Here is a 16,099-nt window from a genome sequence, read left to right on the forward strand (position 1 = left end):
TTTTATTTTTATTTTGATTGTCATTCTATTCTATCAAGCAGAAAAATCTGAATTTTTAAGTTATTTAGATAAGATATTAGCAGGAATTTTGTCGCTGTATCTATTTACTATACCTATTTTAAATATTAGGTTTGCTATTGATATTCTTTTAGATAAGCCTGCAAGCGATGAAATACAATTCAACATTCTATCGGTAGTAGTAGATAATATAAAAAACTATTGTGAATTTCGGAGTTTACAAGTTCGCTATGCAGGAAAGAAACTACTCATAGAAATAGAAGTTGTTTTGCCATATGATTTCACAATTGAACAAAAATATGAGTTAGAAAAGCGTTTTGATAAACAAATCAAGGATATCTATTCAAATTCAATTACTCGCTTATACGTAATTCCCTGTAATAGGGATTGCTCTGAAAACGACCAATTAAATTGTCCTATAAAAAACAAACAATAAATAATAAGGATGTTTGCTAAAAATCATTTAGCAAACATCCAATAAGTAGAATTAAATAGTTGATAAAAATATCCCCTATTTGAAATTCACTCTAACACCCGCGTAAAACATACGACCAATTATTGGTCCCCAAATCATCGAACTATCGAAGTGGTTAGAGAATGGATTAAGAGCATCTAAAATTGGGTTTTTCTGAACAAAGTTGGTGAGATTTTCACCACCAATATAAATGTCGAATAGCTTAAATCGCTTTGTTATTTGAGCATTAACGATTGTAAAATCTGGGAAATTTTTCGCAAGACGGAGATTTTCTGGGTTTTGTTCTGTGTTTGGCAATCTACCTCCCCCATTGTACTCAACAGTTAAATCGAAATTCCAGCTGTTGTCAGGGGTATCATACATAACATTAAAATAACCTTTATGTGGGCTTTGAAGTGGCTTCTTTTCTAGTTTACCATTGTAAGTTGTTTTCACGTCGTTTAGTCTATATGCAGTTGTAAAAAATAGTTTTTGTATAGGTTCGAACTGCAAGTCAATTTGAAAGCTATTTGAATATGATTTACCATCAAGATTATAAAAATGAATCGCATTAGGTGAACGGTCTAAATCAGTGATTACTTGATTAATAAAATCGGTTCTATAATATTCAGCATTTAGCGTAAAGTTAGTCCCCAAAAGATTTAAAACAGTGGATATATTTATTCCATAGTTCCAAGCTTCTTCTGGATTTAGTTTTTCATCTATGATAAAGTCACGAGAGCTTGCAAGAAAGCCAACATTTTCAGCATAAATATGTGCAAGACGGTATCCTTTACCAACCGAAGCTCTAATTGTAGTAAGTTCGTCAAATGCATAGCGTAAGTGAAATCTTGGAGTTAGAAATGTTTTATAACCATTTGGGAAATCAGCCCTAATTCCAAGCAAAATTGTCAAATCGTTAATACTTCCAAAATTCCATTCAGCAAGAACGCCTGGTATGGATTCGTATTTACTGATTAATGAATTATCTAAATATTCAATGTAATTATCGTATTGGTAACTTGTGCCTAAGGTAAGTCCATTTTCTTCTAAAGGTTCAAATTGATAAAGAATATTTGTATAGAAAGAATTTTGCTCACCATTATATAACCTTTTTCCGTAGTTTGATTCGTGTTTGTGATGTGTAAATGAAACTATTGTCCCAAGACTGGAAAAAGGCTCATCATTAAAGACAATACCATTTTTTGTAAATGCTTCATATCTATGAGTTTTAACCTTAATTCCATAATAATTTGCATTGTTATTATTAAAATAGCCTTTTTGACCACCTTCACGATTTTCTATTAATGCACGTGCACCCGTAACAGATTCGAACATTTCACTTTCATATTTCCAGCGATTTTGGAAATTCAGCATAGATACTTTAGGTTTATCAATAAATAAATCGTTATTTTTATCAATGGCATTCTGGTAATAATTCACGTGAGCAAGTAACATAGTTGAAATTTTGTCATCTAAACGGAAAGTATGATATGAATTTAGTTCGCTTCGCCCCATCACATCACCATAAACATTGATATGAGTAGGTTCATAGTTTTCAGGTTTCTTGTATTCAATATTGATTTGTCCAGTAATAGATTCAAATCCGGTTGTAACTGACGCAGAACCCTTTGATACTTGAATTGATTCCATCCAGGGTCCGGGGACATACAACAAACCATAGATAGAACCTAATCCTCGAAGTGATGGTATTTTTTCAATCAATAATTGTGAATATGTACCAGCAAGCCCAAGCAACTGTATTCTTTTTGCACCAGAGATTGCATCACTATATTCGACATCGACTGAAGGACTTACTTCGAAGCTCTCAGCTAAGTTGCAGCAAGCTGCTTTGTGCAAACCTTTTGTAGTAATTGTCTCAGTTTTTACTGCATTTGAATGCGATATTTCAATAGCAGATTTTTCACCGACCACATTAACAGTTTCAGTTTTTAAACTTGGTACAAGAACAACTTCAATTTCGCCATCATAATCGTGAACGTGCAGAGTGTCACGTTCGTATCCAACAAAGCTTACAACAATGAAATGTGCTTTCGGAGGCAATTCCATTTTAAAAAAGCCATTATTATCGGTAAATGTTCCCTGATTGCTTCCAATTATTGCAATTGAAGCTTTTGGAAGAGGCTTTTTCTGATTGTTTTCATCAAGTCCGAACACCCTTCCAGAAATTGTTTCTGAAAACAAATTTGAATGCAGAATTAGAAAAATAACGAAGATTTTTAATATGATTTTCATTTTTAGTTCTCCTTTAAAATAATTATTAACAATAAAATCAAAATAGATTTTATTAAGAAATCCTAAATGTAGTAAAGGAGAACTAAACTAGATTAGATGAGAAGTAAATTGAGGAAAATATTATTTTTTGTTTCAGATATTTATAAAAGTCAAAGCTTTCAGAGACATTGAATTCGGAGGCAATTACATCATAATAATGAGGTAAGTTGTAATCAACTTTATGAGTAAAATGAAATGTATTGGTAGAGAAATTAGAATTTTGCAAGGATTTTTCAGAGAGGACAAGATATTTTTCACCATTTTGGCAGCACTTTAAATCTCTGATAGCGAGAAAATCATTGTTTCTTTCAGTAAAATGATTGCAACATAAATTTGAATGATTGGCTGCTGAATTAGTATGATGGTGGTCGCAGCAAATGTGGTCTTTGCAGGTAGCAGCCTCAGCAGATAAAGCAACGACAGCAGAATTTGTTGAATTGCAATAATGCAGATAAACATTTACTCCAATATTTGAAGTAAAGAGACTAATTATTTGCAATATTGCAATTACTTTGAACATTTCAATAAATCATAAATAGCTAAATAATAGCAAAATTATTAAATATAATTATAATAACAAAAACGAATTATCCTACATTTTCATTTACAGGATTATTCGATAAAGGAATATTAGCAGAAGATTGGCTATTACTAACAATTGGAGAACTTATATTGACTGTAGGCTTGCGAGCAGTAATTTTTTCTTGAACAGTAAGTGGAAAGGCACTTGCAAGTTTGTTTTGAACAACAGTTGGTGTTTCTCCGATTTGAACAGAACGAACACCGTCAATAATTACCGAGAGAAGAAACATTTCTTTGTTATGGAGATTTTGTAATTTGTCGGCGATAGGCAACCAAACAATATTTGCCATCAAAATCCCCCACATAGTAGCAATAAAAGCAGTAGCAATATTGTGAATCAATATATTTGGGTCAGATCCAACTGATGCTAATGTATGAATTAACCCCATAACGGTACCAATAATACCCATCGTAGGAGAATATCCACCAAGTTTATTGAAAAGACTTATGTAGGTATTATGTCGCTCTGTAATAGAATTGACTTCTGCTTCATAAATCTGTATTAAAGTCTCCTGATCAGCACCATCAATACAGGCTTGGAAAAATTTCCTCATATAAGGATGCTCTACTTTATTGAGCTTATCTTCTAAAGAGAGAATCCCCTCGCGGCGAGAAATTGCTGAAAAAGAGACAATTTGATTAATAATTTTTTGGACGTCATACTGATGTGGGGAAAAGGTAGCAAGTAAAACATTCGGAATTTTCTTAAACACTTCCCAAGAGCTTCCTGCAAAACCAGCAGCAAGAGTTCCACCAAAAACAATCAACATTGCCGGTAACATAAAAAGAGTGCCACTACCGCCTCCTTCCCAAAAGTAAGCGCCAAAAATTGCTATTAACCCGGCTATAATTCCCAGCAATGTATTAGATTTCATTCAAAATAAATATATTTTACATTAATATTAATAAATTTTAGACTGAAAAATGCAAAAAATATTGAAAATTACCTTAAAAAATCCATTAAACTTTTTTGAAGAAGATTTGAGCCAATTTGAAGAGAGTACTGAAGAGCAATTTCCTCTAATCGTAAATCCATGGTAACCTTTGCATAATCAGTATCTTCATTTACAGTTTTAAGCTCTTTGTATCTAATAACCTCTTCGCTCATTTGCGAAGATATGTTTTCCATTCGGTTGCGTCTTGCAGAAAGTTGAGCTGTTAAATTGTTAAGTTTTTCATTAGTAACGGCTAATTTAGATTGAAGATCGTTTAATACTTCAACATCAAATTTAGATAACGAGTCGGTAGGCTGACGAGGCGAACCATCTGAATTAAAGGAAAGAATGTTGTATATTTTAATTATATTCTCGAAAAACTCAATTCCGCCGGATCCAAACATTTCATCAGCTGTTACATTGATTTTTTCTGTGGATTTAGAATCTTTGTTAATAATTCTATCTTCGAAATTACCTTTGAAATAAACTTTAAGACCTGATGGATTATCAGGAGTTGATTGTTCCTGAACAATTTCAAATGGGAAATTTGTTGACTGTGGAGGTTCTGGAGTAATGGAATCGACAGTAGATTTTGTTCCAGAAAATAATAATTTTCCGTTAAAATCAGCATTCGCATCCTTAATAATGTCTTCGAGCAATCCACGAATATTAACACCTATAGAGTAGGTATTTCCAGCTGCTCCAGCATGTGTAGCATCAATGGTCAATTGTCGAATTTCACCAATTTTGTCGGAAATAGACTGCAATTTATCTTCTGATGCTTGCATTTCTCTGATAGATTGATCGATTATATACTTATATTTTTCGTTTTCAGCAATAAGAAAATCCATATTTTTAACTCGTACAAGTTTTTCTGGAGCATCGGCAAGATTGACAATGTTTTTGCCAGTAGAAAGGCGAATTTCATTTTTATACTTACTATTTTGGATATTATCCAAATTTCGCAAGTATGTATTAACTGTCAATCCATTTGAGATACGCATAAAGCACTCCTTCTACTATCTGCCAAGATTAATTATAGTAGAGAGCAAATCGTTTGTAACATTAACAATTCTCGAAGCTGCTTCGAAAGCTTTCTGAAAACGAATAAGATTAACAGCTTCCTCGTCTACATTGACACCAATGACTGACTCGCGTTGATTGGATAGCTGCTCAGCAACAAGTCTTGTTGTATCTTTTCCAGTAGTCGCCTCACGACTTAAAGTGCCGATTTTACTAATAAATGCAGAATAGAATTCGTAAGGTCTTTGATTATTAAGGAATTTTGAATCTTGAGCGATGCGCCCTATGGCAAGAGCAATTTCAGCGTTGCCAGGTTCGCTTGGATTTTTCGAAAAAGGTAAATTTTCAGGGGAGTTTTTTATATCATCAGATATTTTAATTGTAGCAGCGGTAATTCGACCAGTTGACGGTTCAAAAAATAATCTTCCTGGCGGGGGTGAGGTTTTATCGTTAAGACCATAACCGGAAATCACTAACTGATTTATTTTTTGAGCAAGAGCATCGACGAAATCATCAAGTTGCTTGACAATTGAAAAACCTTTACTCTCGAGTGGGTCTAATGTTTCATTAAAATGCTTTAAATTTGAGGCCAATTCTCCCGATTGTGGAGTAATGCGAGTAGCCAAATCTTTTGCTTTATCGTATATTTCAATTGCAATTGAGATTTCACCCGAGGCAGAATTATTTAAGTCAACTCTTCTAATTTCATTGTAGTTTGAACCAGTAATCAAATTCATTCCATTAAGAAACACGTTGGCAGAACCATCTTGTTCGAAAGATACAGTAACACCAGCTAATTTAGACAATTCTTCCAATTTAAGCTGACGTTGGTCAACGTATGTTTGAGCTTCGGTTTGAGAGAGGGTTTTAGAATTAGCAATACTTTTATTTAGATTTGCAACTTCGGTAAGTAAGGAATTAATTTGATTAACATTTAAAGAAATTTGGGTAGCAAGTTCATTACGTGCTTCCGAAAGTTGCTCAGAAGTGCGATTAAGTTTTTCAACAAGAGTTTGTGCTTTACCCAGGATATCTTCTCTAAGACCAATATCTTCTGGTTTAATCGCCAATTTTTCGAAAGCCGAAAGAAAACTATTAATGTCGTTCTGAATATTTAATTCACTTGGTTCAGCAAGAATTGCTTCAATTCTCTGGAAGATTTCTTCATCATTTTCAAAGGTGGAATGACGGGCAACTGTTGAACGAAGTTCTCTATCGAAAAATTCTTCACGGAAAGTTCGCAATTTTTGAGCAACAGCACCCGTTCCGATAAACTGCCCATTACGGAAAAGTGGAGAAGATTCGCTCAAAACAGCAGAACGTCGGGAATAGCCAGCAGTGTTAACGTTAGCAATATTATTGCTGGTAACTTCTATCCCGAACCGTTGAGCAAGTAATGCTCTCTTCCCTATTTCCAGAGCAGAAAATGATGACATTTTTCAACCTATCAAGAAAATATAAATTCTTTGCCATTTAATATTTTTTTAAATTTTTCGGCATCTTCAATAATAGAGCTTGCTTCACCAAATTTTAAACGGTTTGCTCTTTTAAGATTATCAATACATTCATTTAAAGCAAGCTCAGCAAGAAATGAATTTTTATCCTTTGCAAGTTTAGATTTTGAGCAATAGCTTTCTTCAAGGTATTGGGAAAGTTCGCTAATACTATTTTCCAACTTACTATTTATTGAATAAATATCCATCTCAGAGTTAGGTAGTTTTTTTCTGAACTCTTGAATTTTTTGAACAAGCTCAACTGCTTTTTTCCAAAGCAGTGTTTCTTCGTAATTTTGTGGTGTGCTCATTTTTTGCCTCCTTACAATTAAATAACATCCTTGTAAAAACAATAAATATTCCAAATTTAAATTTGGACGTTGCAGACGTAATTATTACCATTAGAAAGCACAGCTAATATATTGGAAACATTTGACTTAGCACGGTTAGCAAGCATTCTATTAGTAAGGTTCAAATCTTGTAGAATATTAACCAGCTTGGCTAAATTTCGCTTTAATTTACGTAACTCTTTTGCATCTTCATTTAGGAATTGCTTTTCGATAGTTGAAAGTTTCATCTTCAAAGCTTCAGTTCTTGAAATTTTTAGCCAGGACATTAAGTAAGCAATGCGTTGTTCTTCAGCTTGGCGCAAGCTTTTCGCAAGTTCTTCTTGGAATGAAGTAATCTCTTCGAGTTCTTTGATATTGAATTTTACTAATGCAACTTTTTGGCGTTCAGCGAGACGAATCATCTCTTGAAGAAGTTGCTGTTCGAACTGGAGAAAATTGAACAGTTTGGCTAACATTTTGACCACTCCATTGGTATTTATTATTAATTTTCATCCTGATTTAAGTTTCTCTTTCATTAAACATATCGGCATAACGCAAAACTTTCTTTACATACTGCTGAGTTTCGCGAAACGGTGGAATATTACCATATTTTTGAACATTGCCAGGTCCAGCGTTATATGCTGCAAGAGCAAGAGATAAATCACCCCCAAAAGTATCGAGCATTTGACGAAAATATTTCGCTCCTCCCATTATGTTTTGATATGGCTCGTATGGATTCTTTACACCAAGTTCGAGTGCTGTGCCATCCATCAATTGCATTAAACCCTTTGCACCTGCAGGTGATGTTGAGTTTGGAATTCCAGCAGATTCAGCAGTAATAATTGCTTTAATAATGTTTTCAGGTAAATTAAATCGCTTAGAAGCTTCTGAAATAATTTCAGAGTATGGATTTAAACGATTTTTCACTCTATCAATGAAATTTCCGTTTAAATTTTGATTATAATTAATTGGAATATTTTTCTTAGGTGCTAATTCGTTATTTTCTTTGACAGAAATAGGAACATTTACAGGTAATTCTTTAGAGCTGATAGCAGGTAAGTTTTCGCCAGTAAAGTTTAAATACATAGCTTCGGCAATACCAATTCCTTTGCCAATTTTTGAAACTTCTTCCGAAAAAAGCATGTCAGCATAACTTTCAAGGGTGTCTGCCCCAAATCCAATTTCTTCACCGCTGTTTTCTCCTTTGGAAAGCATAGCCTGTTTCATTTGTTTAAGCATTAAATTGATAAAAATCGCCTCAAAACCACGTGAAGCATTAGCAAATCCTGCTTTTTCCTCATCTGATAATGTTTTTTTGTTAGTATTTGTTGTTTGAATATGCTTATACTCATCAATTTTGCTTTGCAACATTGATGAATTACTTAAACTATTATCATAAATTGGCAAATCCACACAACACCTATTGAATTATCAACTCACCTTGTAAAGAACCTGATTCTTTAAGAGCCTGGAAAATTGCTATCAAATCTCGTGGTTTAACTTGAAGTAAATTTAGAGCATCGGCGATATCTTGAACAGTAGCACCGCGGACAACCAGAGCAGAAGCAGCTCTAACTTCTTCTTGTGTTGTTATTTCTGCACTTTCAGCAATTTGTGGCGGCCTAATTGTGAATGGAGCTGGTTGCGGAACAAGTACTTGTTTTTGAATTTGGATTTCTAATCCGCTATGGGCAATGACAGCAGGAAGAAGTTGGACGTTTCCCCCAACTACAATTGTACCAGTTCTTTCATTTATTACTACTCTTGCAACGGGGTCTGCATTCACATTAAGTCCCTCTATTTGGGCAATAAATCCAAAGATTTGAGCTTGGGATAGTCCACCGGGCAACTGAACCTGTACACTACCAGCATCGATTGGAGTCGCAGTGCCATTAAGACCAGGGGAAACATTAATGGCGTCGACAATTCGTTGAGCAGTAGTAAAATCAGGTTCTCGAAGGGTGATAATAACAATATTATTATTGATAAAATTGGCATTAATATTTCTTTCTAGTATCAAACCATTAGGAACACGACCGCTTGTGGTAACATTTTTTCCGAGCCGTGAACCAAATGCTTGATAATCGTATCCACCAACTGACAATGGACCTTGCGCCATACCAACAATTTCACCTGTTGACAAGGACAAAGGCGTCATCAAAAGTACTCCACCTTGAAGCGATGAAGCATCACCTATTGAGGAAACCTGAACATCTACTTTTGTTCCTGATGCTGCAAAAGCTGGAATGTTTGCAGTTACCATAACAGCTGCAACATTGCGAGTTCGTGGATTAATCGAAGGCGGTGTGAGCCCAAAACGTTTTAACATATTTACGACAGATTGAACTGTAAAAGAAGCCTGTGGATTATCACCAGTTTGGTTTAGTCCCGTAACAAGTCCGTATCCAATTGCTTGGAAGCTCCCAGCACCCTGAATTGTCGCAATATCCTTAATCCGAGCGGCATTTGCATCGAAACAGAATATAAGTAGGGGAAAAATAAGCGACAGTATTTTAGTTTTGGTTTTCATATTCATCAAAACAAAATTCTCAAAAATCTTGTTATAAGTCCAGGTTCTTGTGTTTTTGAAACAGTTCCATCACCTTCGATAAGTAAAGTTAAGTCCATAATGTTATATGAATAAACGCTATTATCTGAATTGACATCAACGGGACGAACAATTCCGCGAATGGTAATAGTTTGTATCTCACCGTTGACTTTTGTTGTGCGTTTTCCTTCGATAAGTAAATTGCCATTTGGTTGAACTTCAACTACCCGAGCGCTTAGCCTTGAACGAATTTTTTCGTTGCGGGTGGTCCGCCCTGAACCACGAAAATTATTGTTTGTGCCGATATTGCCATTTATATTAGTATTTGAAGTACCTGTTGAAACGCCCACTCCACCACTTAATTCAGTTGATTTTCTTTCTTCAGTTGAAGCGTTGTTATCTGCCTGAGTGTCTTCTACTATATACACCATAATTGCATCATCAACCTGGAAAGCTTTTACATCAGAGAATAAAGAACGTAAGCTTTGCTCTTGTGGCTTAAATTGAGCTAATGCAAGTTGAGAATAGAGCAGCCCCAAGAATATTAAAAATAACTTTTTCATTTTTATCTCGACGAAATTGAATTATTAGAAAGAAGAACAAATCCAAATTCATTCACGGTTCCGGTAAGAATAATATTGCCCTGACCGTTTCTTTTCACACGAATAACGTCACCTGCCCCACCATTTTGCAGGGCTGTCCCTAAGGTTTTTATTGAAATTGCACCTGATTGAGCAATAATGGTCACAATTTGTCCTTTTTTTATAATAATATCATTAGATAAATCACTGATTTTTAATGGATTATTTTTCGGTATTCCATTTTTAGCTATTTTGCCAACAATTGAGTAATCAACCACTAAATCGTTTTCATTATAATTAGTTATATCAAATCGTTTAATAGTAAAATCAGCATTAGATAAAGTTTCTCCACTACGAACAAAACGAGTAGTTACAGGTATTTGACGGAATTTTCTGATTTTAACTCGAGTTTGTTCAGTTGAAATAATTTTCCCATCCTTAATGAAATCCACCCATACAAAACCTAATCCTTTGAAATCTTGAAAGTTATGTCTTAAAGATGCTGAGACAGAACTTTCTACGAAAGAAATTGGACGAATATTTTGAACAATTTCAATCTCAATATCATTATTAGTCTGAGATTTGAGAAAATTGTAGATGGCATTTTCAATTCGCTCTTTCGAAAAAGTCGATTGAGAATATGAATTAGAGGTATTCGCAAACAAAAACAAAAATAATAGCAATATTTTAAGGCAACGAACCATTTTTGGCTACCGTTTCAGATTAACAGCAGTTGAAAGAATATCATCAGCGGTTTTAACTGATTTTGAATTTAGTTCGTAAGCACGCTGAGCTGTAATCATATTAACCATTTCCTCTACAATATCAACGTTTGCAGATTCGAGGTGGTTCTGAATAATTTCGCCAGTATTGTTAGTTCCGGGAATTTCAAAGAATGGCTGTCCCGAAGCAGGAGTTTCTTGATAAAAATTATCTCCGATTGATTTAAGTCCGGCTGAATTGATAAACCGAGCAAGTTCGATTTGTCCTAAAACTGTTGCGTCAGTTGAGCCTTCAGTAAGTATACTTACTAGTCCATCTCTTGAAACTTGAATTTCTATCGCATCGGATGGAATTGTAAATCCCGGATCGAGTGTATATCCTTGCGAGGTAACAATTTGTCCATTTCTATCGAGTTGGAAAGAACCATCGCGAGTATAAACAAGATTTCCGTCGGGCTTTCGAATAACAAAGAAGCCTTCACCATTAATCGCCATATTCAACGGATTATTTGTTGAAGCAATATCACCCTGTGTGAATATTTTCGTAGTTGCAACAAGTTCGGTTCCAGAGCCTATTTGAACTTCGTTTAGAGGCTCTACACCGGAACGAGCAACATTGCCGGCGGGGCGAAGTGTTTCATAAAGCAAATCCTGAAACTCGGGACGAACTTTTTTAAATCCTGTAGTATTAACGTTTGCGATATTATTGGCGATTACCTCAACATAGCGTTGTTGAGATGAGAGCCCGGTTGACGCTGTTCTTAATGTTTTGTCCATTTTAAAACATCCCTGTTTATATTAATTATTGATATCTTCCTATTGCAATACTTTTATCAAGAGTGCTATCATTGGTAGCAATCACTTTACTACCTGCTTCGAACATACGCTGAAGTTCAATAAGTTCAACCATTTCTTTAACAACATTAACGTTTGAGCCTTCAATCCATCCTTGCTTAATAACGACATCATCAGGATTAACAGGTTCGACTTCTGCCATCCATTTCGCGATAAAATGCTGGTTAGAAATACGTTGAATTGTGTTATTATCCTGGGGTTTGGCGATGATTATGGTGCCGATTTCACGATTATTGGCAAAAACGTGTCCATTGTCAGTGATTTTAATATCAACCGATTTAAAATCTGTGAAACCTTCTTTTGAGATTAGGAATTCTTTTGGTATTACTAAATCACCGCCATATCCTTGTAATTTTTTGCCATCCTTGGCAATTATTTCCCCATCCGTGTTTATTGTGAAATTCCCCGCTCTGGTTAGATAATCCTTCCCCTCGATATCCTTCAGAACAAAGAAACCATCCCCTTGTATAGCCAAATCTAATGGATTGTCTGTTTGCTGGAAGCTTCCTGCTTCAAATACAGTATATGAGCCAATTGGTGGGTCATTTTGTTCGACATCACCTTTTACATTATAAAAATTAGCTCGTGCATCAATAAGATTTCTTTCAAAAACGCCTTGTCTTTTAAATCCAGTTGTATTGGCATTTGCCATATTGTTTGCTGTTACTTCAAGTCTGGTCTGCTGGTTGAGCATACCCAGAGCTGCTGTAAAAAATTCTTTTAACATTTCGTTTCATCCTTGAAAAACTAAAATACTTGCTACAATGATTATGCCATTAGATTTTTCAGTTGATTGACAGACAGTTCAACTTTGTTAATCAATTGAAATTAAAATAAGTTATAAGTATTGGTAACAAGATGAAATCAAGTTGAATATTAAACAGTGGGTTTATGAATGAACAAAAATAACCACCAAGATGGTTATGATTTTCGCAAATCTTTTAGAGGAAGTTTAATAAAGAAAGTAGAACCTTTTTCTAATTCGCTTTCCACCCTGATAGAACTATGATTTATTTCAGCAAATTCTTTGCAAAGGACTAATCCAAGACCTGTGCCGACTTCATTCGCGGTCCCAAGAGTAGAGTTATAGCTATCTATTTTGAAAAGATTATCTAATGTAGCTTCGTCCATACCGACGCCGTCATCTTTTACATAAAGCTCAACATAATTATCGTCAATAGTCCGGCAACCAATCCAAACATTTCCACCATAGTTAGTAAACTTAATTGCATTAGAGATTAAGTTTCTAAGTATTGTATTTAATATGTTTAAGTCAGAGAATACTTTAATAGAACTATTAATTTCGTTGTGTAAAGTAATTTTTTTAGCATCTGCAGTAGCAAACGAAAGTGAAATATTTAGTTCAATAATCTGAAATAAATCAACGAATTCAGGAATGTATTTAATTTTACCACGTTGAATGCGGGACCAATTGAGCAAATTATCAAGAAGCTTATGGAGATTAATAGCAGATTTATTTAGAGCAGTTGCAAGTTCCTGAATATCTTTTGTAGAAAGCTGATTAATATTTGAGGATAGATATTTTGTTAAACTCATAAAACCTTGGAATGGCGATATTAAATCGTGAGCAATTACAGAAAAAAACTTATCTTTTGCAGTAAGCAATGCTTTTAGTTGTTCTTTAGAATTTCGAAGTTGTTTGTTAAGTTCCATAATTTCAGTTGCTCTTTCATCAGTCAACCTGTTGGATAGTTTAAGAGCGACAATTAAATTTTTCATTTCTTCTTCGTTTCTTCGTTGCTCAGTAATATCCATAGCAGAGCAAACTAAAAATTCGACTTCATTTGTTTGGAAATTCACTTTTGGAGTAACCTTTACTTTAAGTAGTCGCTTATTTCCGAATTTATTAAAAATAAATTTATCAAAATATTGAGGATATTTGCTTTTCCAGACTTTACTAAAAATATCTTTTAGTTCAGAAGCTTCGTAGTAAGGAAGGAAATCATCCAATGAAATCGGAACAGAAGTATCTTCCACTCCAAAAAAATCTGCAAAGGAATGATTAAATAGTTTTATCGAAGAAGGTGAATTCATATACCAAATAAGCAAATCTACATTATCGAGCAGCAATTGCTGCTCAAAAGACTTATTATTAAGTTTTCTTTCTGCAAGTTTTTTTTCAGTAATATCTTCAATGATAATAATACCACCATTAAATTCATCATTGTAGGAAAGCGGAACACCTCGGATATTACAAAAGATTGGTTCTTGAGTTTTTTCAATTTTAACTTTAATGTCCTTCAATTCAATAATATGATTTTGAAGAACTTTCTTTATCTCATTGCAGTAGTCAGCTGTACAAAAACCTTGCGAAGCCAATTCTTTCCCTATCACGTCTTCTTTTTTATACTTATTGCGTAAAAAAGCTGAAAAAAAGTAATCATTAGCAAATATAATCTTACCTGAATTATCTAAAACGACTATTGAAATTGGGGATTTATCAGCCAAAGTTCTGTATTTTTCTTCACTATCAGCATAGGCTTTTTCCAGTAATTTTCGTTTGGTAATATCTGCAATTTGGAGAGCCAGAAACCTCTTATCCAGAGGGTAAACTGTAATTTCATAAAACCTGTTAGTATTTTTGTTTGATAGCTCAAAAACACTTGGGACTGTGATATTAGATAATTTATCTATAAAAGTAAGAATATCAGAAGAAAACAGATAAGATAGTTTATTAATGCTTTTGTTTAGAAAATCACTCTTTGATACTTCGAAAAAATCTTCAAATGCTTTATTCGCATCAAAGAAAATATAATCGAATTTATTATTTTCAACAGGAACAATCTCTAATAATACAAGAGCATTATTCATCTTTTCGATGAACTGATTATAAATATCTTCTCTTTTCATAAACAAATTATAAAATTACATATTCAACTTAGAATATATATAATCGACACTTTTGAAAATTTCTTTAAAATCAAATAGGCTTGAAAGTTCTTCATCTGTAAAATATTGCATTAATTCATCATTCTCTTTGAGAGATTGAAGAAAAGAAACTTTTTCGTTCCAGGTTCGCATTGCAGATTTTTGAACTAATTCGTAAGCGATTTGCCGTTTAAGCCCTTTACGGGCAAGTGCAAGAAGAACTTTTTGAGAATTATATAAACCGTTTGTAATTTCAAGGTTTCTCATCATATTTTCGGGGTAAACGATGAGATTATCGAGAAGATTAATAGCACGACGAAGGATATAGTGACAAGAAATTGTGCTATCGGGGAAAATAATCCTCTCAACAGAAGAGTGTGAAATATCACGTTCGTGCCAGAGAGCATTGTTTTCGATTGCCGCCAGTGCATTTGTCCGTAGAAGCCTTGCTTGCCCACAAATGTTCTCGCTACTTATTGGATTGCGTTTATGAGGCATAGCAGAACTTCCTTTTTGACCTTTGGAGAAATATTCTTCTGCTTCGAGCACTTCCGTTCTTTGCAAATGGCGAATTTCTGTGGCAATTTTTTCGAGCATAGAGCCAATCATAGCAACTGAATGCAAAAATTGCGCGTGGCGGTCGCGTTGAACAACTTGTGTAGATATAATTGAAGGACGCAATCCTAATTTCTCGCAAACATATTCTTCGATAAACGGAGGAATATGTTCGTAAGTACCAACTGCACCACTAATTTTGCCAACTGCAATTTCATCAATTGCTTGTTCCATTCTGTTTATATTTCTTCGGCATTCATCTAACCATAAAGCAAATTTCAACCCAAAAGTCATTGGTTCAGCATGAACACCGTGGCTACGACCAATGCAAACAGTATATTTAAATTCATTTGCTCGTTTAATTAATACTTGTTCCAAATTTTGGAGTTCTTTAATAATAAGTTCGCCAGATTGTTTAGCTTGAACAGCAAGAGAAGTATCGAGGACATCGGAAGAAGTCATACCTAAATGAATGAAACGAGAGGGCTCGCCGACTTGTTCTTCAATACTTGTTAGAAAGGCAATAACGTCGTGTTTAGTTGTTTGCTCAATTTCGTTAATCCGATTGATGTTAATTTTTGCTTTACTTCTAATTTCGTTTATGATTTCAGGAGGAGCAATACCAAGTTTCACTTGTGCTTCGCAAGCAAGAATTTCGATTTCAAGCCAGATATTGAACTTATTTTCGTCTGACCATATATGAGCCATTTCAGGCAAGGTATATCTTTCTATCATATTAAGAAAACACTAAATAATAAACATAAATTATTATCAAAATTAAAGAAAAATCTTTATTTTTCTTAATTAAATTATGGCACAT

At 34.2% G+C, this 16,099-nt stretch carries 16 protein-coding genes; 1 reads left to right on the forward strand and 15 read right to left on the reverse strand.

Annotated features, from left to right (window positions below):
* Positions 1–454, forward strand: a 454-nt coding sequence (locus AC6QZF_RS10055) for a cation diffusion facilitator family transporter (RefSeq protein ID WP_499799751.1), incomplete at its 5' end; no start/stop codon positions are given.
* 75 nt (positions 455–529) lie between these two features.
* On the opposite strand, the gene AC6QZF_RS10060 is transcribed toward AC6QZF_RS10055, so the two are convergent.
* From AC6QZF_RS10060 to purB, 15 genes are all read right to left on the reverse strand, one after another.
* Positions 530–2,728, reverse strand: coding sequence for a TonB-dependent receptor (locus tag AC6QZF_RS10060; RefSeq protein ID WP_499799752.1), 2,199 nt, complete (start codon positions 2,726–2,728; stop codon positions 530–532).
* Positions 2,729–2,810: 82 nt separating this feature from the next.
* Positions 2,811–3,287, reverse strand: a complete 477-nt coding sequence (locus AC6QZF_RS10065) for a hypothetical protein (RefSeq protein ID WP_499799753.1) — start codon at positions 3,285–3,287, stop codon at positions 2,811–2,813.
* Between the two features lie 67 nt (positions 3,288–3,354).
* Positions 3,355–4,224 (reverse strand): motility protein A, encoded by an 870-nt coding sequence (locus tag AC6QZF_RS10070; protein ID WP_499799754.1) that lies wholly within the window; start codon positions 4,222–4,224, stop codon positions 3,355–3,357.
* 68 nt (positions 4,225–4,292) lie between these two features.
* Complete coding sequence (locus tag AC6QZF_RS10075) at positions 4,293–5,288, reverse strand: flagellin N-terminal helical domain-containing protein (protein WP_499799755.1); 996 nt, start codon at positions 5,286–5,288, stop codon at positions 4,293–4,295.
* A 15-nt stretch (positions 5,289–5,303) separates the two neighbouring features.
* Positions 5,304–6,743 carry a flagellar hook-associated protein FlgK gene (flgK, locus tag AC6QZF_RS10080; RefSeq protein ID WP_499799756.1) on the reverse strand — a complete coding sequence of 480 codons (1,440 nt, stop codon included), beginning with the start codon at positions 6,741–6,743 and terminating at the stop codon, positions 5,304–5,306.
* Positions 6,744–6,754: 11 nt separating this feature from the next.
* Positions 6,755–7,111: a hypothetical protein gene (locus AC6QZF_RS10085; RefSeq protein WP_499799757.1), complete on the reverse strand. Its 357-nt coding sequence runs from the start codon at positions 7,109–7,111 to the stop codon at positions 6,755–6,757.
* Positions 7,112–7,167: 56 nt separating this feature from the next.
* Positions 7,168–7,605, reverse strand: coding sequence for a flagellar protein FlgN (locus AC6QZF_RS10090; protein ID WP_499799758.1), 438 nt, complete (start codon positions 7,603–7,605; stop codon positions 7,168–7,170).
* A 43-nt stretch (positions 7,606–7,648) separates the two neighbouring features.
* Positions 7,649–8,542: a transglycosylase SLT domain-containing protein gene (locus tag AC6QZF_RS10095; RefSeq protein WP_499799759.1), complete on the reverse strand. Its 894-nt coding sequence runs from the start codon at positions 8,540–8,542 to the stop codon at positions 7,649–7,651.
* A gap of 7 nt (positions 8,543–8,549) precedes the next feature.
* Complete coding sequence (locus tag AC6QZF_RS10100) at positions 8,550–9,659, reverse strand: flagellar basal body P-ring protein FlgI (RefSeq protein WP_499799760.1); 1,110 nt, start codon at positions 9,657–9,659, stop codon at positions 8,550–8,552.
* 5 nt (positions 9,660–9,664) lie between these two features.
* Positions 9,665–10,240, reverse strand: a complete 576-nt coding sequence (locus AC6QZF_RS10105; protein WP_499799761.1) for a flagellar basal body L-ring protein FlgH — start codon at positions 10,238–10,240, stop codon at positions 9,665–9,667.
* 2 nt (positions 10,241–10,242) lie between these two features.
* Positions 10,243–10,962: a flagellar basal body P-ring formation chaperone FlgA gene (flgA, locus tag AC6QZF_RS10110; RefSeq protein WP_499799762.1), complete on the reverse strand. Its 720-nt coding sequence runs from the start codon at positions 10,960–10,962 to the stop codon at positions 10,243–10,245.
* A gap of 6 nt (positions 10,963–10,968) precedes the next feature.
* Complete coding sequence (gene flgG, locus AC6QZF_RS10115) at positions 10,969–11,757, reverse strand: flagellar basal-body rod protein FlgG (protein WP_499799763.1); 789 nt, start codon at positions 11,755–11,757, stop codon at positions 10,969–10,971.
* A 25-nt stretch (positions 11,758–11,782) separates the two neighbouring features.
* Positions 11,783–12,562: a flagellar hook-basal body protein gene (locus AC6QZF_RS10120; RefSeq protein WP_499799764.1), complete on the reverse strand. Its 780-nt coding sequence runs from the start codon at positions 12,560–12,562 to the stop codon at positions 11,783–11,785.
* Positions 12,563–12,756: 194 nt separating this feature from the next.
* Positions 12,757–14,706, reverse strand: coding sequence for a sensor histidine kinase (locus AC6QZF_RS10125; RefSeq protein ID WP_499799765.1), 1,950 nt, complete (start codon positions 14,704–14,706; stop codon positions 12,757–12,759).
* Between the two features lie 15 nt (positions 14,707–14,721).
* Positions 14,722–16,014 carry an adenylosuccinate lyase gene (gene purB, locus AC6QZF_RS10130; protein ID WP_499799766.1) on the reverse strand — a complete coding sequence of 431 codons (1,293 nt, stop codon included), beginning with the start codon at positions 16,012–16,014 and terminating at the stop codon, positions 14,722–14,724.
* Between the last annotated feature and the right edge of the window lie 85 nt (positions 16,015–16,099).

This window comes from Eximiradius sp., assembly GCA_937127445.1.
GTDB lineage: Bacteria > Bacteroidota > Ignavibacteria > Kapaibacteriales > UBA2268 > JAKIZO01.